General features: G+C 71.2%; 20 protein-coding genes and 2 tRNA genes. 8 read left to right on the top strand and 14 right to left on the bottom strand.

The window, feature by feature from the left end; genetic code table 11:
* The first annotated feature begins 176 nt into the window (after positions 1–176).
* Entirely contained in the window at positions 177–305 is a 129-nt protein-coding gene (locus B378_RS17400; RefSeq protein WP_017342347.1) for a hypothetical protein, read from the top strand.
* The gene (locus B378_RS0103005; RefSeq protein WP_017342346.1) at positions 305–1,480 is read left to right on the top strand and encodes an inorganic phosphate transporter; all 1,176 of its coding nucleotides are present in this window, start codon (positions 305–307) and stop codon (positions 1,478–1,480) included. The genes B378_RS17400 and B378_RS0103005 overlap by 1 nt, the downstream gene beginning before the upstream one ends.
* A gap of 51 nt (positions 1,481–1,531) precedes the next feature.
* On the opposite strand, the gene B378_RS0103000 is transcribed toward B378_RS0103005, so the two are convergent.
* From B378_RS0103000 to B378_RS0102990, 3 genes are all read right to left on the bottom strand, one after another.
* Positions 1,532–2,689, bottom strand: a complete 1,158-nt coding sequence (locus B378_RS0103000) for an aminomethyltransferase family protein (RefSeq protein ID WP_017342345.1) — start codon at positions 2,687–2,689, stop codon at positions 1,532–1,534.
* A gap of 47 nt (positions 2,690–2,736) precedes the next feature.
* On the bottom strand, positions 2,737–3,036 hold the full coding sequence (locus tag B378_RS0102995; RefSeq protein ID WP_017342344.1) for a DUF6432 family protein: 300 nt from the start codon (positions 3,034–3,036) through the stop codon (positions 2,737–2,739).
* 75 nt (positions 3,037–3,111) lie between these two features.
* Positions 3,112–3,633, bottom strand: coding sequence for an archaemetzincin family Zn-dependent metalloprotease (locus B378_RS0102990; protein ID WP_004598043.1), 522 nt, complete (start codon positions 3,631–3,633; stop codon positions 3,112–3,114).
* 39 nt (positions 3,634–3,672) lie between these two features.
* Between B378_RS0102990 and B378_RS0102985 the strand changes: the two genes are divergently transcribed.
* Entirely contained in the window at positions 3,673–4,146 is a 474-nt protein-coding gene (locus B378_RS0102985; protein ID WP_017342343.1) for a UPF0146 family protein, read from the top strand.
* Positions 4,147–4,212: 66 nt separating this feature from the next.
* A complete protein-coding gene (locus B378_RS0102980; RefSeq protein WP_017342342.1) occupies positions 4,213–5,076 on the top strand; it encodes a TIGR01548 family HAD-type hydrolase in 864 nt (287 codons plus the stop codon).
* A 47-nt stretch (positions 5,077–5,123) separates the two neighbouring features.
* Here B378_RS0102980 and B378_RS0102975 read toward each other — a convergent pair.
* From B378_RS0102975 to B378_RS0102965, 3 genes are all read right to left on the bottom strand, one after another.
* Positions 5,124–5,199 (bottom strand) — tRNA-Ile (locus tag B378_RS0102975).
* Between the two features lie 43 nt (positions 5,200–5,242).
* Positions 5,243–5,707 carry a group I intron-associated PD-(D/E)XK endonuclease gene (locus B378_RS0102970; RefSeq protein WP_017342341.1) on the bottom strand — a complete coding sequence of 155 codons (465 nt, stop codon included), beginning with the start codon at positions 5,705–5,707 and terminating at the stop codon, positions 5,243–5,245.
* A 48-nt stretch (positions 5,708–5,755) separates the two neighbouring features.
* Positions 5,756–5,864 (bottom strand) — tRNA-Asn (locus B378_RS0102965).
* 159 nt (positions 5,865–6,023) lie between these two features.
* Here B378_RS0102965 and cca point away from each other — a divergent pair.
* Positions 6,024–7,463 carry a CCA tRNA nucleotidyltransferase gene (cca, locus tag B378_RS0102960; RefSeq protein ID WP_017342340.1) on the top strand — a complete coding sequence of 480 codons (1,440 nt, stop codon included), beginning with the start codon at positions 6,024–6,026 and terminating at the stop codon, positions 7,461–7,463.
* Positions 7,464–7,488: 25 nt separating this feature from the next.
* On the opposite strand, the gene B378_RS0102955 is transcribed toward cca, so the two are convergent.
* The 4 genes from B378_RS0102955 to B378_RS0102940 form a co-directional block, all read right to left on the bottom strand.
* Complete coding sequence (locus B378_RS0102955; RefSeq protein ID WP_017342339.1) at positions 7,489–7,818, bottom strand: hypothetical protein; 330 nt, start codon at positions 7,816–7,818, stop codon at positions 7,489–7,491.
* Positions 7,819–7,887: 69 nt separating this feature from the next.
* Positions 7,888–8,247 (bottom strand): CrcB family protein, encoded by a 360-nt coding sequence (locus B378_RS0102950; protein WP_017342338.1) that lies wholly within the window; start codon positions 8,245–8,247, stop codon positions 7,888–7,890.
* Positions 8,244–8,648: a CrcB family protein gene (locus B378_RS0102945; protein ID WP_017342337.1), complete on the bottom strand. Its 405-nt coding sequence runs from the start codon at positions 8,646–8,648 to the stop codon at positions 8,244–8,246. Before B378_RS0102945 ends, B378_RS0102950 begins: the two co-directional genes overlap by 4 nt.
* A gap of 43 nt (positions 8,649–8,691) precedes the next feature.
* Positions 8,692–9,837 carry an ATP-binding protein gene (locus B378_RS0102940; protein ID WP_026046159.1) on the bottom strand — a complete coding sequence of 382 codons (1,146 nt, stop codon included), beginning with the start codon at positions 9,835–9,837 and terminating at the stop codon, positions 8,692–8,694.
* A 120-nt stretch (positions 9,838–9,957) separates the two neighbouring features.
* On the opposite strand from B378_RS0102940, the gene B378_RS0102935 reads away from it, so the two are divergent.
* The gene (locus B378_RS0102935) at positions 9,958–10,434 is read left to right on the top strand and encodes a hypothetical protein (RefSeq protein ID WP_017342335.1); all 477 of its coding nucleotides are present in this window, start codon (positions 9,958–9,960) and stop codon (positions 10,432–10,434) included.
* Positions 10,435–10,462: 28 nt separating this feature from the next.
* Here the strand turns inward: B378_RS0102935 and B378_RS0102930 are convergent, their stop codons facing one another.
* The 4 genes from B378_RS0102930 to B378_RS0102915 all read right to left on the bottom strand — a co-directional run bounded on the left by B378_RS0102930 (position 10,463) and on the right by B378_RS0102915 (position 13,041).
* Positions 10,463–11,230, bottom strand: coding sequence for a protein-L-isoaspartate O-methyltransferase (locus B378_RS0102930; RefSeq protein WP_017342334.1), 768 nt, complete (start codon positions 11,228–11,230; stop codon positions 10,463–10,465).
* A gap of 76 nt (positions 11,231–11,306) precedes the next feature.
* Positions 11,307–11,939, bottom strand: coding sequence for a protein-L-isoaspartate O-methyltransferase (gene pcm / locus B378_RS0102925; RefSeq protein WP_017342333.1), 633 nt, complete (start codon positions 11,937–11,939; stop codon positions 11,307–11,309).
* Positions 11,940–11,992: 53 nt separating this feature from the next.
* Positions 11,993–12,406, bottom strand: coding sequence for an archaeal heat shock protein Hsp14 (gene hsp14 / locus B378_RS0102920; RefSeq protein ID WP_017342332.1), 414 nt, complete (start codon positions 12,404–12,406; stop codon positions 11,993–11,995).
* 98 nt (positions 12,407–12,504) lie between these two features.
* Positions 12,505–13,041: an Hsp20/alpha crystallin family protein gene (locus tag B378_RS0102915; RefSeq protein WP_017342331.1), complete on the bottom strand. Its 537-nt coding sequence runs from the start codon at positions 13,039–13,041 to the stop codon at positions 12,505–12,507.
* A 109-nt stretch (positions 13,042–13,150) separates the two neighbouring features.
* On the opposite strand from B378_RS0102915, the gene B378_RS0102910 reads away from it, so the two are divergent.
* Entirely contained in the window at positions 13,151–14,542 is a 1,392-nt protein-coding gene (locus B378_RS0102910; protein WP_017342330.1) for a deoxyribodipyrimidine photo-lyase, read from the top strand.
* 75 nt (positions 14,543–14,617) lie between these two features.
* Entirely contained in the window at positions 14,618–15,880 is a 1,263-nt protein-coding gene (gene ilvA, locus B378_RS0102905) for a threonine ammonia-lyase (RefSeq protein WP_017342329.1), read from the top strand.
* Positions 15,881–16,320 lie beyond the last annotated feature (440 nt).

Raw genomic sequence — 16,320 nt, 5'->3', positions numbered from 1 at the left:
TGTGAGGGCCGAAGCGGGGGTCGCGGTTACACGTAGTCCGGGTACCGACATATACGTGGCTGAGAGACAAAGGCGCGTTTTAGTCACCGGTCCGAGCGCCCGCTGGCGGAGGCGTTTCCGAGGGAGCGACCCGGCGCGCTCGAAACTTATAACCGCGTGCCGACGGATTCGAGCGTATGCTCCCGGTCCAACCGCTGTTCGTGCTCTTATTGGTGGGTCTTCTCGGGCTGTTCTTCTTCGGGTTCCTCCTCGTCCGGCGCACGGTGGCCGGGCTGAACGAGGGGTACAACGACGGGCGGAACTGATGGTCGTCGTCACCGCCGCGACGCTGCTCGTCGCGGCCGCGGCCAGCCTCTTTATGGCGTGGTCGATCGGCGCCGGCTCCTCCGGCTCGACCCCGTTCGCGCCCGCGGTCGGCGCGAACGCCATCTCCGTCATGCGCGCCGGCCTGATAGTCGGCGTCCTCGGGCTGCTCGGCGCGATCCTCCAGGGCGCAAACGTGACGGAGGCGGTCGGCACCGAGCTGATCGGCGGCGTGACGCTCACGGCCGCGGCGGCCATCGTCGCGCTCGTCACGGCCGCCGCGCTGGTCGCGATCGGCGTGTTCGCTGGGTATCCGATCGCGACCGCGTTCACCGTCACCGGCGCGGTCGTCGGCGTCGGCCTCGCGCTGGGCGGCGCCCCGGCGTGGCCGAAGTACGCCGAGATCGCGACGCTGTGGGTGCTCACCCCGTTCGTCGGCGGCGGCGTCGCCTACGGCGTCGCCCGAATGCTCATCGGCGAGTCGCTCCCGGAACGGCCGCTCACGGCCGCGCTCGCCGGCGTCGTCGGCGGGATCCTCGCGAACGTCGGGTTCGCGCTGCTCGGGCCGGCCGGCGAGCAGGCCTCGGTCGCGAGCGTCCTCGGCTCGGGGCTCGGACTCGGCGGCGCGGGCCCGCCCGCGGTGAGCCTCGCGATCGCCGCCGTGGTCGCGGTCGCCGTGTACGCCGACCTCGGCCGCGATCGCGCGGGCGCCCAGCGCCGGTTCCTGCTCGCGATGGGCGGGCTCGTCGCGTTCTCGGCGGGCGGCTCGCAGGTGGGGCTCGCCATCGGCCCGCTCGTCCCCATCTTCAGCGAGGTCGGCGTCCCGCTGTGGGCGCTGCTCGTCGGCGGCGGCGTCGGGCTACTGGCCGGGTCGTGGACGGGCGCGCCGCGGATGATCAAGGCGATCTCGCAGGACTATGCCTCGATGGGCCCGCGGCGGTCGATCTCCGCGCTCATTCCGTCGTTCGCGATCGCGCAGACCGCCGTCGCCTTCGGGATCCCCGTCTCGTTCAACGAGATCATCGTCTCCGCGATCGTCGGCGCGGGCTACGCCGCGGGCGACGCGGGCGTCAGCCGGAAGAAGATGGGGTACACGGTGCTCGCGTGGGTCGGGTCGCTCGTCGGCGCGTTCACGCTTGGGTTCGTCGTCTACTCGGCGGTCGACTTCGTCGTGTGAGTGGCTTCGGGAGCTCGCCCGGCCTTCCTCGCCCGGCCTTCCTCGTCCGTCTCAGGCGCGCAGCTCGGGGTACGTCGGCAGCCGCTCGGACGCCGCGCTCCCGTCGACGAACGGGAGGTCGACGGCGGTCGCCGGCACCTCCTCGCCGTCGACGCGGACGGTGACCCCGCCGCGGTCGGCGTCGAACGCGACGAGCGCGAGGGCGATCGGGATGTCGGTCGCGGGGCCGACCGCAGCGCGAGTGACCTCGCCGATCGCCTCGTCGCCGTCGAAGACGGCCGCGCCGGTCGCGGGGAGCGCGTCGTCGATCCCCTGTGGGTCCGCGTTCGCGTCGAGGTCGGCGACCGCCTCGGCGACGCCGTCGAGTTCGAGGCCGACGAGCCGGCGGCTGGGTCGCCCCTGGTTCTCCACGCGCGAGACGACCTCCTGTCCCACGTAACACCCCTTCTCGAAGTCTAAGGCGTTCCGGAGGCCGAGGACGTTCGGAACCGTCCCCGCCAGCTCGTACTCGAAGAGGGGCGTCCCGGCCTCGGTCGCGAGCGCGTCCCACGTCCGGTAGCCGAACGGCGCGGCGTTGAGCCCGCGGTTGATCAGGGTGTCGAACACGTCGCCCGCGTCGGCGGCGGCGCAGACGATCTCGTACCCCTCCTCGCCCAGCGGCGCGTCCGTCGCGATCACGGTGACGCCGGCGTCGACCATCGACCCGCGGACGAACGAGAGCGGCTCCTCGGGCGCGCCCGGCCCGCCGAGGACGGAGGCGACCTTCTCGGTGGACTTGGGGCCGTGGACGCCGAACACGCCGAACTCGTCGGAGACGTCATCGATCTCGACGTCCTGAATGAACACGTTCTCCGCCCAGTCGGCGGCAACCGACGCGACCCGCTCCGGCGGGAGGAAGACGAGCAGTCGCTCGTCGGCGTTGTACACGTACATGTCCGTCTCGATCCCGCCCTGCGGGTCGAGCAGGAGGGCGTACGTCCCCTCGCCGTCCTCGGTCGGGACGCGGTTGGAGACGGCGTTGTCGACGAACTCGACGCGGTCGGCCCCTCTGATGGCGAGGACGCCGTACCCCATCTCGATCACGCCGGCGATGTTACGGACCGCCTTGCCGACGCGGACGGGCTTCCCGTAGTGGTCGACCACTTCGCGGCCGCCGCGGTCGCGGTACACGGCGCCGTGCGCGTCGTGGGTGCCGGAGACGAGCGTCATGGTCGGAGGGACGCGATCGAGGGCCAAAAGGCCGCCGTCTCCGGCGGCTACAGCCCGAGGCGGTCGCGGATCGCGTCGACGAGGCTCTCCGAGGGGTCGTCGTCCGGGGCGTCCGGGTCCGGGACGACCCGGTCGTGGGCGTACACCCGGACGCGCTCCTCGGACTCCACGGTGATGAGCGAGTCCTCCTTCAGCGCCGAGAGGGCCTCCTCGACGGCGTCGATGTCGGCGTCGACGGCTGCCCGAAGTTCGAGGACGGTCATCCCCTCGTCGCCGCGGTCGACGAGCGCGTCGAGCAGCGCGACCTCGACGTCCGGCCGGTCGCGGTATTCCGGCTTTGCGGCCATACGTGTCCCTTGTGCGGGGCGGACTTTACGTCTACCGGCGGGAGGCGAGAACCTGACCCGAGAGAGGGCGGCCCGTCAGCGAACGATCCGCGAACAGGTGCCACAGAGGTTCTCCTCTTTCACGTCGACCTCGCGGACGGTCGGGGAAAACGACATGACGCACTTGCTGTTGTCGCAGTGTTCCAAGCCGAGCGTGTGCCCGATCTCGTGGACGACCTCCTTGCGGACGCGGTCGCCGAACACGTCGACCGCGGGCTTGGTGGAGACGCCGCCGTCGGAGGAGGTGCGGAGACGGTGGGTCGAGATGACGGAGCCGCTGCCGTTGAGGTACGCGAGGCCGAACACGTAGTTCCGGCGGCGGTAGTAGAGGTCCTCGGGCGTGATCCCGATGTTCTTCTCGCCGCCGCCGACCCGCGTGACCGTCTCGATGAGGTCCTCCGCGCGGTACTGGCCGCGGTCGGCGTCGAACGCGGAGTCGGGGATCGCCTGATCGTCGTGGACCGTCACGTCGCAGTCGTATACGGAACGCAGCGCACCGGAGGCCTCCCGTTTCACTCGGGGGGTGACCTCCCCGACCGGGACGATGTCCACGAGCATGGAACCGCTTTTGACCGCCGCGGTCATAAAGGCCGCGCCGTGGGCCAACCACCGCAGTCGGAACGCGCGCTCGTCGCCGCGCTCGACCGACACGAACGGCTGATCGAGGTCGGCGTCGGGCGGCGTCCGGAGGTCGCTCGCGCCCTCGCCGAGCGCGGTCGCGAGGTTGTCGCGATCGATGTCAAGGTGAGCGAGGCGGCGCGGGAGGCGTCGATGGAGCCCCGACCGTCGAGCGCGGGATCGCTCCGCGTCGTCACGGCGGACGTGACGGCACTGGCGAGCGGCGGGGACGACCGGTCGATACGGGACGGGCTCGGTCTCGACGCGTCCGAGAACGGGTTCAACGCCGTGTACGCGCGGAACCTCCCCGCCGAACTCCAGCGACCGACCGTCGCGCTCGCGGAGCGACTCGACGCCGACTGTCTGTTCACCACGCTCGGCTTCGAGGAGCCGGTCGTCGACGTCCGGCGTCGGTCGGAGGAGTCGGGGACCATCGTGTACGTGGCGCGATGACGAAGCGAACCGGCGACGCCGGCCGCGAACCCGAACGTTCATTCCGCCCCCAGACGGGGTTGCGGTATGCAGGTCGACGCAGCCGTCCTCGACATCGACGGGGTGTTGGTCGACGTGGCGGACTCCTACCGTCGGGCGATCCTCGAATCGGTCGACCGGGTCTGCGGCAAGCCGATCGACCGGGACGCGGTACAGGCGTTCAAGGACGCCGGCGGGTTCAACAACGACTGGGAGCTGACGGACGCGGCCGCGCTGTTCGTGTTGGCCCGGCGCGAGGGGCTCCGGATGGACGTCGACGAGTTCACCGACCGCGTCAGCGAACTCGGCGGCGGCCTCGACGCGGCTAAGGAGGTCGTCGGCGACCTCCCGCGGGTCGCGCAGGCCCGCGTCCGCGACCAGTGGGACCGGGACGCGCTCCGCGAGACGTTCCAGGCGCTGTACCTCGGCGCGGAGCTGTACCGCGAGTTAGAGGGCGGCGAGCCGCCGATCGAGGCGGACGGGTACATCCACGACGAGCCGACGCTCGTCGACCCCGAGACGATCGCCGACCTCACCGCGCGGTTCGACGTGGGCGTCCTCACCGGCCGCCCGGCCGCGGAGGCCGACATCGCCTTGGAGCGTGTCGGCCTCGACGTGCCCAAGGACCGACGCTTCACGATGGACGACTGGGAGGAGGGGAAGCCCCACCCGCGGGCGCTCGTCGAGCTCGCCGAGCGGTTCGACGCCGAGCGCGTCGCGTTCGCTGGCGACACCCTCGACGACGTGCGCACCGCGCGCAACGCAGACGAGGCGGACGAGACGCGCGTCTACTACGGTATCGGCGTGCTGACGGGCGGGCTGACCGGCGAGGAAGGCCGCGAGAAGTTCGCAAACGCCGGGGCCGACGCGGTGATCGACGACGTGAACGAGCTGGTGGCGTTGTTGGAGTAGCCGGCGGCGTGCCGCGTTTGCGAGTCGTGTAAAACGAAGGCAGAGAGTGGGCCTTGCCGGATTCGAACCGGCGATCTTTCCGTTATGAGCGGAAGGCTTTAAACCAGACTAAGCTAAAGGCCCGATCGATCGAAGGTACATGAGCGACGTTCTTTAGATTACCGCATTACCCCGACCGGAGTCGGCCAAGAACCGTATTGAGTTGATACTCCGCGTGCCAGTTAACGTTCGCTCGGTTGTTGTTCGCGGCGGGCTCGTATCGGATCGTGGTCGCCGCCGACCCCGCGTCGTCGATGGAGACGAGATATACCTCCTCCGTTCGGACGTTCAAAACGGCGAAGTAATCGATTTTTCCGCTGTATCCCTCCCGCTCGTATCCCGTGCTTTTTGTCCGAACGCTCCGAGTCCGGAACTCCACCGCACCGTCGTTTTGGCTGTCGTAGGCCGTCTTGACCTGTAGCCGGTAGAATTCGTCATCGAGCCTGATGACGAGGTCGTACGGCTCGTTGTCGTACGCCGGCGTGAGTACCGAGACATCGCGAGCGATCAGCTCCGCTGTGACGATCGCTTCCGTGGCCTGCCCGCGCTTCTGTGGTTCTTCGAGGCGGTCGTACTGCTCAAAACGTGACACACGACGTCTGTGCCGTTATCGTACAAAACGAGCGACCGAACGAAGAGACGCCGAAGCCAGGACTCGAACCTGGGACCGCCTCGTGACTGTGACGGCCGGGGGAAGTTCCGCCGAACGTCGTAACAGCGAGGCGCTCTACCAACTGAGCTACTTCGGCTCACTTTCGGGTACTCGCGTCGTTTTGATATGGCTTTCGTTTCCGCCCGACGGAGTGGGATCCGGAGGACACGAGGGGTTCGAAACGATGCCGCGGAGGCCACGCTCGCGCCGCCGATCCGACCGACACGTTTTCGGCCGGACCGCGAGACCGTTCGGTATGGACGAGTTGGAGGCGGTGCTGTCGCGGGTCCGCGAGCGGGTCCTCCCGGAGCCCGAGGAGCGCGAGCGGCTGCGCGCGACGGCCGCGGAGCTGACCGATCGGGCCCGCGAGGCGATCGCCGACCTCCCGGTCGAGGCCGACGTGGTCCAGGTCGGGTCGACCGCGCGCGGCACGTGGGTCGCCGGCGACCGCGACATCGACCTGTTCGTCCGGTTCGACGTGGACCTCGACCGTGCCGAGTTAGAGGAGTACGGCCTCGACGTCGGCCACGCGGTCCTCCCCGACGGCCACGAGGAGTTCGCCGAACACCCGTACGTGAAGGGGAGCTACGAGGGGTTCGACGTCGACCTCGTCCCCTGTCATGACGTTGAGAGGGCCGCCGAGCTGGTCTCCGCCGTCGACCGCACGCCGTTCCACGACGCGTACCTCTCCGCGCGGCTCGACGACGACCTCGCCGCGGACGTGGTGCTGGCGAAGGCGTTCCTGAAGGGGATCGGCGCGTACGGGAGCGACCTCCGCACCGAGGGGTTCTCGGGATACCTCACGGAGCTACTCGTGTTGGAGCTCGGCGGGTTCGTCCCGCTGGTCGAGTCGGCGCGGAGCTGGCACCCGCCGGTGGAGTTCGACCCCGAGGGGCACGCCGAGCGCACGTTCGAGGACCCGCTCGTCGTCGTCGACCCCACCGACCCGACGCGGAACGTCGCGGCGGTGCTGTCGGCGGCGAACCTCGCGCGGTTCCAGCACTACGCGCGGGAGCTGCTCGCGGCGCCGAGCGAGGCGCTCTTCGAGCCCGACGACCCCGAACCGCTCGACTCCAGAGAGGTCCGCGCCCACCTCGACCGGCGGGGGACGACCCCGGTCGCGGTCGTCTTCGACGCGCCCGACGTGGTCGACGACCAGCTGTGGCCGCAGCTCCGGCGCTCGCTGGACGGGATCGTCGGGGGTCTCAACGAGCGCGGCTTCGACGTTCTCCGGGCGCGAGCGATGACGGACGCGGCGGGAGCGGCGGGTGCGGCGGGCACCCCCGAGACGAGCGACGCCGAGGAGACGGCCGAGCGCGACGGAGCCGACGAGCCGACGCGGGCCGCGCTGTACGCCGAATTAGAGGTGACCGAGCGCCCGACCGTGGAGCGCCACGAGGGGCCGCCGGTCGCGGTCCGGAAGCACGCCGCGAGCTTCTACGAGTCGTACGTTGACGACGTCGACCCGGACACGTACGGACCCTTCATCGACGGAGACCGGTACGTCGTCGAGCGGGAGCGGGAGTTCGCAACCGTCCGGGAGTACTTGGAGAGCGACGCCGCGAGCGACGTCGCGCTCGGGGCGCAGGTGGAGCCGGCGTTCGACGACCGCGATGTGTTGGTCGGGGAGGCGGTCGCCACGCTCGCGCCCGCGTTCGGCCGGCCGCTCCGGGAGTTCTACGAGCCGCGACCGTGAGCGCCGTCGGCGAGAACGTCGGTCGTCATCCGGAGACGCGGTCGAGGAGCCGGTAGACGAGCGCGGCGACGGCGGCGACGATCAGCGCGACCGCCGAGAGGAGGCCGGCGGCGCGGGGGAACGACAGCCAGAACGCGGCGTAGAAGGCGAGCGCGAACGCGAACAGGCCGACGACCAGCAGTCCGCGAGAGGGGTTCTGCGCGGCGGCGACGAACGCGCGCTGGGGGATCGAGAGGTCGCCGAACTCGGAGACGTCGTCGGGGTCGACGTCTCCGGGATCCGGATCGTCGGAGAGCGGCCCCGAATCGGCCGGGTCCCCCGACTCGGCGTCGACGGAGCGGTCGGTGTCGGTCACGGACGTGGATACGGGCCGGAGGATGCTGTACCTATCGCTTGTCGGGCAGACGCCGAGCGTCGGCGCCCGTCAGAGGAGCCGTCCGGTGAGGAGCGTTCCGAGGAGAAACGCCGCCAGCGCGGCCGCGAGGTTCGACGCCGCGATCCCCGCGGCGGCGCGCGCGCCCGTCTCGCTCGCCGCCCGAACGGTCCCGACGGCGAACGAGGAGAACGTCGTGAACGCGCCGCAGAAGCCGACACCGAGGAGCAGCGTAGCCGTCGACCCGATCGGCGCGGCGGAGACGGCGCCGAGGGCGAAGCTTCCGAGCGCGTTGACGACGAGGACCGACCGTCGTCCCTCGACGTGGAGCCCAACTACGTGCCGAAAGACGGCACCGAGCGCGCCGCCGACGCCGACGAGGGCCGTCGCGAGGAGCGGCTGGACCGTCATCGGCGGTCCCGCCCTCCGAGCGCGAGGCCGAGCGCGGCCGCGGCGAACCCGGTCGCGTAGCTGGCGGCGACGTACCAGGCGCCGGCCAGCGACCCGAGCGCGACCGCGTCGGCGACGAACGTGCTGTACGTCGTGAACGACGAGAGCGCGCCGGTGCCGACGAACAGCCGGGTCTGGTCGCTCGACGCGCGGGTCAACAGGAGCCCGAGCGCGAACGACCCGGCGACGTTCGCGACGAGCGTCCCCGCGCCGGTCGGAGCGCCGCCGAGGCCCCCGAGACCGGTTTCGGCGGCGCCCGCGGCGAGGGCCCGACCGACCCCGACGTCGACCGCGTGTCTGGCGACCGCACCGAGGAACCCGCCGAGCGCGACGAGCAGGAACCCGTACGGCGTCCGTTCCATGCGCGTGAGTGAGGCCGGGACGGCTTGTGCGTTCTGGACCGCGTTACTGTCGCTCCGCGTCCGACAGCCGGCGAGCGCGCGGACTCTCCCCTTCGTGCGGCGTCCGCCGCTCTCTGATCCGGACCGTGTGGGCCGTCTCGGTGGCGTCGTCGACCACGAGCGCCTCGCCGACGCCCTCGGGGAGCCGCGAGGCGAGGTCGCCAGCGAGGTACGTCGCCTCCGCTTCGGCCAAGCGGTCGACGTCGCGCGCGGCCGTCAGCCGGTGCGAGACGAGGAGGTCGGACTGGGAGACGGCGACGCTCGGCAGCGCGGCCGGGCGCTGCGTCGCACAGACCAGCGAGACGCCGGGCGCGCGCCCCCGAGTGAGGATCGTCCGGAGCGCCGGCTCGGCGACCCCGTCGAAGAAGGCGTGCGCCTCGTCGACGAGCAGCCACGGGAGCCGCGTGAGATCCTCGGCGATTCGCGCGTCGTAGAGGCCACGAGCGACCGCGCGGACGACGGCCGACGCGGCGGCGTCCGGAACCCCGGCGAGGTCGAGGACGACTGGGTCGCCGTCGGCCGCGAGGGACGCGACCGGCGGCGTGTCGGCGTCGAAGACGCCCCACGAGGCCGCCAGCCGGAGGTGGTTCGCCGCTGCGCGCCGCGTCTCCGCCGGTGCGTCGGCGCCGGCGACCGCCTCGCGGAGCGTCGCGAGCGAGGGCGAGGAGCCGCCGTCGACCGCGTCCGCGACGACGCGCCAGACGAGACTTCCCGGCCCGCTCGCCGGGTCGAGCCCGAGCAGGTCCGGCCACGTCGAGGGCGGTATCGAAGCGGGGCGGACCGCGGGGTCGACGACGCGGCCGCCGGCCGCTTCGAGGCCGCCGAAGACGCCCATCGGGTCGACGACGACCGGAACGACGCCGTCGGCGTCGGCGATTTCCTCCGCGAGGACACCGAGCGTGTACGACTTCCCGGTCCCGCGTTTCCCGAACACGACCCCCGCGTGCGGCCGGTCGAGGTCGACGCCGACCGCCGCGCCGGCGCTCCCGTCGCGAGCGAGGAAGGATCCGATCCGTGCGGTGTGCGGGGGACGGTGGGCGTTACTTACGTCGTCGCGGTCGCTCACGCCGTCGCGGCTGGTCTCTCCGTCGCTGTCGGAGCCCGTCTCGTCGCGGCCGAGTACGTACACGCGGCCGGGTGGCCTCGGTATCGGATAAAAACGGTCGGGCCGCCCGAACTCCTCAACGTCGAACGCGTCTCGCGGGCGCCCGGTTCGGCGCCGGCCGGTCCGTCCGACTCTTTATAAGCAATGCCGCGGCCAGCGGGCCGTATGTCCGATCGAACACACGACTCGCGCACCGCCAACCGCCGGACGTTCAGCACCGACACCCGCGCGATCGAGGGGCTCCCGGTCCGGCTCGTCATCGCGCTCGTCGTCGGCGTCGCCAGCCTCAGCGTGATGATGGGGATGATCGGCGACATCGACGGCTTAGCCGCGACCGAGCTCGACGCGCAGCCGCAGCCGGAGGTGACCACGCCCGGCGACCAGTCGATCGACGTCGCGGTCGTCGATCCCGACGGCTCCCGCGTCGCGGACGCGACGGTCATCGTCCGCGGCGGCTCCGCACAGATCGACGGCGTCGTCACCGCGAAGACGAACGGCGAAGGGGTCGCCACGGTCGACGTCGACCCCGAGCTCGGACCGAATCAGGCCGACGGGACGCTCACGATCGACATCAAACCGCCGGCGGAGGGCGACTTCGTCGACGAGCGGGGGAACACCGAGGTGCTCGTCGTCGAGGAGTGACGCAGCGGGCGACGCGGGCGAGAGATTTTCAGAGCCGCTTGTCCCAGTCGATCCAGTCCTGCTCCCAGCCGTGCTGACGCTGACGCCCGCGTTCGGCGCGTTCGGCGTCCTCCCGACGGGTCCGGTTCCGTTCCGCCCCGGGCTGCTCGCCGTCGACGAGCATCGGCTGGAGCCGCGCCGGCCCGTGCGTCTCGACCGTCTCGAACCCCGCCGGCGCCGGGTCTTCGTCCGGAGCGGAGTCGGCGGGGGACGGCTCGATCGCCGCGACCGTCTGAACGCCCGCGCCGCGCGGATAGACGATCCGGCCGCCGGACGCTAGCTGTTCTCGGAGGGAGCGCGGCGGCTCGACGACGGCGGTTTCGAGGAGGATCCGGTCGTAGGGTGCGTACGCGGGGAGCCCGTCGGCGCCGTCCGCGCGGTCGACGAGGACCGCCCCGTAGCCGGCCGCGTCGAGGTTCGACCGCGCGGCGTGGACGGCGGCGCGGTCGATGTCGACCGCGTGGACGCGGCGCGCGCCGGCGATCTCTGCGAGCATCGCGACCGAGTAGCCGACCCCCGCGCCGACGACGAGGACCGAGTCGCCCTCCTCGGCGTCGAGCGCGGTGACCAGCCGGACCAGCGTCGGGAGGGAAAGCGAGTGTGGGTCGTCGCCGTCGATGCCGTCGCGGGGCGAGTCGTCGACGAAGTGGTCGCGCGGGACGCGCTGGAGGGCGGTCAACACGGGCGGCTCGATGGGCTCGCCGATCTGGTGTTCGAGCCCCTCGATCATGTCCGCCCTGAGCGACGCGTCGTCCATGACCGGTCTCGGGGCTCGGTCCTCTAAAACTGTGCGTTCGGCGGGCCGGGGACGGACACCCGGGCAGCGAACTCGGTTACCGCATCGGGACGAACCGCACGCCGCCGTGGTCCTCCCGGTCGATACCGTCCTCGCGGACGGTGAGCCGGACGAGGCGTTGGCGGCCGTCCTCGCGGACGGGAGCGACGACGCGACCGCCCGTCCGGACGCGGTCGACGATCGCGTCCGGGACCGACTCGGGCGCTGCGCAGGTGAGGTACGCCGCGTCGAACGGCGCCTCGTCGGCGAACGCCTCGCGGCCGTCCCCGGCCGCGACTGTCACGTCGTAGCCGAGGCGATCGAGTCGTTCGCGGGCGTCGGCGGCCAGTTCCGGGACGCGCTCGGCCGAGAACACGTTCCCCGGACCGACGACCTCGGCGACGACGGCGGCGTGGTAGCCGCAGCCGGTTCCCACCTCGAACACGCGGTCGCCGCGCTCGATTTCGAGCAGGTCGGTCATCATCGCGACCATGTGCGGCGCGCTGACGGTCTGATCGTGGCCGATCGGGAGCGGTCGGTCGGCGTACGCCGACGCGCGCTGCGGTTCCGGGACGAACTCGTGGCGCGGGACGGCGCCGATCGCCGACAGCGTCCGCTCGCTCGCGTCGAGGCGATCGCGGAGCGCGTTCACCAGCTCGCGCCTGACGGCCGCGTGGTCGGCGTCGCTCATGCGGGTAGTTAGCACGGGGAGCGTGGAGAAAGCACCGGCCAGAGAGGAAGGGATTAGTTCACGTCGATCCGGTGTCCCTCGTCGGCGTCGACGGCGTCGAGCGGGACCGTCACGGTGAGCACGCCGTTCCGGTACGTCGCGGACGCGTCTCCGGTGCGGGCGGTCGCAGGGAGGTCGATAGTGCGGGTGACGGACTCGTGGCGCCGCTCGCGTCGGAGGTACCGCCGGTCGGCGTCCTCGCGCTCCGCGTCGCGCTCGGCCGCGATCGTGAGCCGGTCGTCGTCGACGCGGACGTCGATTCCGTCGCGGTCGAACCCCGGCAGGTCGGCGGTGACGACGAACTCGTCGTCGTACTCGGCGACGTCGACGTCGGCGGTCCGGAGGTCGCGGCCCCAGGCCCGCTCGCCCGCGAAGGGGGTGCGGCCGAGGAACTGCTCGATCTCGTCGAAGGGATTCGTCGTGTTCATACCAACAGGAAGGCGCCGCGAGGTATTAAACAGCGAGTGACGCGTGCTATCTCGCGGTCGCGGCGGGAAATGTCGACCCCGTACGCCGCGTCCGAGGCTCAGCTGACGTCGATCGTGTGTCCGCGGTCGTCGTCGGGCGAGCGCTTGGGGAGCGTGACGGTGAGCACGCCGGCGTCGAACGAAGCCGTCGCCGCGTCGGCCTCGACCGGTTCCGGGATCGGGACCCGTCGGGAGACGGACCGGAGGCGGCGTTCGCGCCGGTGGTAGCGGACCTCGTCGTCCTCGTGTGCGCCGTCGGCGGCGTCGGCCGCGGCGTCCGCGTCGGCCTCGTTGTCGTCGCCGTCGTCGCCCGCGTCCGCGACGTCGAACTCGCTCGACTCCTCGCGGGAGCCGGTGATTACGAGCGCGTCGTCGCGGAACTCGACGTCGACGTCGTCGGCGTCGAACCCGGGGAGATCGGCGACGACCGTGACTGCCTCGTCGTCCTCGATCACGTCGACGTCGACGTCGCGGGCGCCGGGGAAGCGCGGGACGTCGGGACCGCTCCCCTCCAGCGTGCCGCCGAGCTCCTCGAACTCACGGCCCATCCGTTCGAGCAGGTCCTCGATCTCGTCGAAGGGATCGCGTCGGGTCATACGGGTCAGGATTCGGGACGGAGCGTCTTGAACGTACTGGCGGAGAGGGAAGGTAGCGAGGTCCGAGACGCGGCGACAGACACTATCCGCTGGCGCCCCAGGCGATCGTATGCGCCTGTTCTGGCACCGAGGCGACGCGCGGACGCGGGACAACGCCGGCCTCGCGGCCGCGGCTCGGGAGGGAGAGGGAGCAGTGGTCCCAGCGTTCGTCTACGATTCCGACCTGCTCGCGACCGTCGGCGCGCGTCAGCGCGCCTTCTTCCTCCGACACGTGAAGCGACTGGAAGAGCGGTACCGCGAACTCGGGAGCGACCTGATCGTCCGCGCGGGCGACCCGGACGAGGTCCTCGTCGATCTCGCCGACGAGTACGACGCCGAGGCGGTGTACTACGACGAGCACTACCGGCCGGCGCGCCGGAATCGACAGCGTGCGGTCGAGGAGGCGCTCGCCGGCGCGGGCGTCGAGACGGACTCGCGGACCGACCTCGTGCTGGTGGACCCCGGGCGGTTAGAGGAGCGCTACCCGAACCACAGCCAGTTCCACGACGACTGGGAGGCGGTGCCGAAGCGCGGACCGTACGCCGAGCCGGAGCCCGACGACCTCGCCGACGTGCGCGACGGGAAGACGGTCCCCGAACCCGACGCCGACATCGACCTCCCGGACGCGGGGTACGAGGCCGCCCGCGAGCGGTTCGACGGCTTCCTCGAAGGAGGGATCGCCTCGTACAACGACACTCGCGACGACCTCGCGCGGGCCGTGGAGGCGCCGACTCGCGCGGTCTCGCGGATGTCGCCGTACCTCGCGACGGGCGCGATCGGAATCCGAGAACTGTGGGCGGGCGCAGGCGACGCGTACGACGCCGCGACCGGCGGCGAGCGCCGCAACGTCGATAAGTACCGGTACGAGCTGTCGTGGCGCGAGCAGATGTACCACCTGCTGTACTACAACCCCGACCTCGCCGTCTCGAACTACAAGTCGTTCCCCAACGAGATCGCGTGGCGAGAGTCGGACGCGGAGTTCGAGGCGTGGGCGCGCGGCGAGACCGGCTACCCGCTCGTCGACGCCGGGATGCGACAGCTGAACACGGAGGGATATATTCACAACCGGCCGCGGCAGGTAGTCGCGAGCTTCCTCACGAAACACCTCCTGATCGACTGGCGGCGCGGGGCGCGCTACTTCACCAAGCAGCTGATCGACCACGACTACGCCTCGAACCACGGCGCGTGGCAGTGGACGGCCTCGACCGGCACCGACTCCGTCGACGTGCGCATCTTCGATCCGGTGAGCCAGATGAGCAAGTACGACGCGGACGCGCGCTTCGTGAAGGCGTACGTCCCGGAGCTCGCGGACGTGCCGGCAGACAAGGTCGTCGACTGGCCGACCCTCTCGCGGGCGGAGCGCGAGGAGCTGGCGCCCGACTACCCGAACCCGATCGTCGACCGGAACGAGGGGTACGAGCGCGCCCAGCGCGTCTTCGAGGAGGCGCTCGGGAAGCGCTGAGCGGGGCGGAGAGCGAGGCGGGAACCGGGTTCCGTATCCGAGTTCTTATCACGCGACCGGGCGAAGGCCGAGGTCATGTCCCCCGTCACGATCGACGACGTCGAGGCCGCCGCCGAGCGGCTCGCCGGCACCGACATCGTCCAGCGAACGCCCGTCGAGCGGAGCCGGTCGCTGAGCGAGCGGTGCGGCGCCGACGTGCGCCTCAAGATGGAGCACCTCCAGCGCACCGGCTCGTTCAAGACGCGCGGCGCGTACAACGCGATCTCGCGGGCGGTCGCCGGCTCGGGTGCGGGGACCGACGAGCCCGCGATCGAGCGCGTCGTGGCCGCGAGCGCGGGCAACCACGCGCAGGGGGTGGCGCTGGCGGCCGCCGACGCCGGGATCGACGCGACGATCGTGATGCCGGAGTCGGCGCCCGCGGCGAAGATCGAGGCGACGCGCGCGTACGGCGCCGAGGTCGTCCTCCGCGGGAGCGCGTTCCCCGAGGCGATGGAACACGCCCGGACGCTGACCGACGAGCCCGGGACGCGGTTCGTCCACGCGTTCGACGACCCGGACGTGGTCGCCGGGCAGGGGACGCTCGGCTTGGAGGTGATAGATCAGGTGCCCGACGCCGACGCGGTCCTCGTCCCCGTGGGCGGCGGGGGGCTCGCGGGGGGCGTTGCGACCGCGGTGAAGGCGCGCTCGCCCGAGACGCGGGTGGTGGGCGTCCAGACCGAAGGGGCGTCGACGCTCTCGGAGAGCCTCGCGGCCGGGGAGCTGGTGACGCGCGACGAGCCCGACACTATCGCGGACGGCATCGCGACCGGGGGGCTGAGCGAACTCACCTTCGAGCTTCTGGAGAGGCATCTCGACGAGACCGTCGTCGTGAGCGACGACGACGTGGCGAGCGCGATCCTGCTGCTCTTGGAGCGCGCGAAGCAGATGGTCGAGGGCGCGGGCGCGACCGCCGCGGCCGCCCTTTTAAATGACGACGCGGTCGACGAGCTCGACCTCGCCGGCGAGACGGTCGTCCCCCTCCTCTGCGGGGGCAACATCGACGTGACGACGCTGAAGGAGGTGGTAACGCACGCGCTCGTCGACCGCGACCAGCTGATCGAGCTCTCCGTCCGCATCGACGACACGCCCGGGACGATGGGCGAGATAGCCACCCTGATCGGCGGCGAGCGCGCGAACATCCGGACGGTGCGCCACGAGCGCAGCCGCCCGGACCTGCCGGTGGGCGACGCCGACCTCGTGTTCGAGGTGGAGACGAACGGCCCGGCCCACGTCGACCGCGTCCTGTCGGCGGTGCGCGAGGCAGGGTACGAGGTCGAGTGGACGACGCGAGAGGAGTGAGAGTCAGCATCGGTGATTTATAAATAAAACCGTGGTGGCGCGCGCCTCCGAGCGCCCGACGGGGCGCGAGGAGCGCGTGCGAGGGAGTCGGCCGGCCGGAGCGAAGCGGAGGCCGGCCGACGAGGTTGGGGAGGCGTGAGGCTGCGGTTGCTGTGCGGGGCGGGACTCAAAGGGGCAGCCGCGAGGGCGACGTAGGCGACGCAAGCACTGGAACGAGGGAGCGAACGCAGTGAGCGACCGAGTGAAGCGCGCAGCGAGCGTACGTCGCCCTCGCGGCTGGGGCTTTGGCGGCGTTCGCCGCCGATCCGTTATCGGCTATTTATAAACGAGCGGCTGGGCTTTGGCGGTGTTCGCCGTACCGCCTTGCCATTTATATTCAGAAATTTCAAAAAGCAAAGAATGGGCCGGCCGTCTAGCTAAAACAATTCTCTGTCTTCGTG

This window comes from Halorubrum sp. T3 (assembly GCF_000296615.1).
Classification (GTDB): domain Archaea; phylum Halobacteriota; class Halobacteria; order Halobacteriales; family Haloferacaceae; genus Halorubrum; species Halorubrum ruber.
The sequence above is the reverse complement of the archived record's forward strand: the minus strand, read 5'-3'. Positions and strand labels throughout refer to the sequence as shown.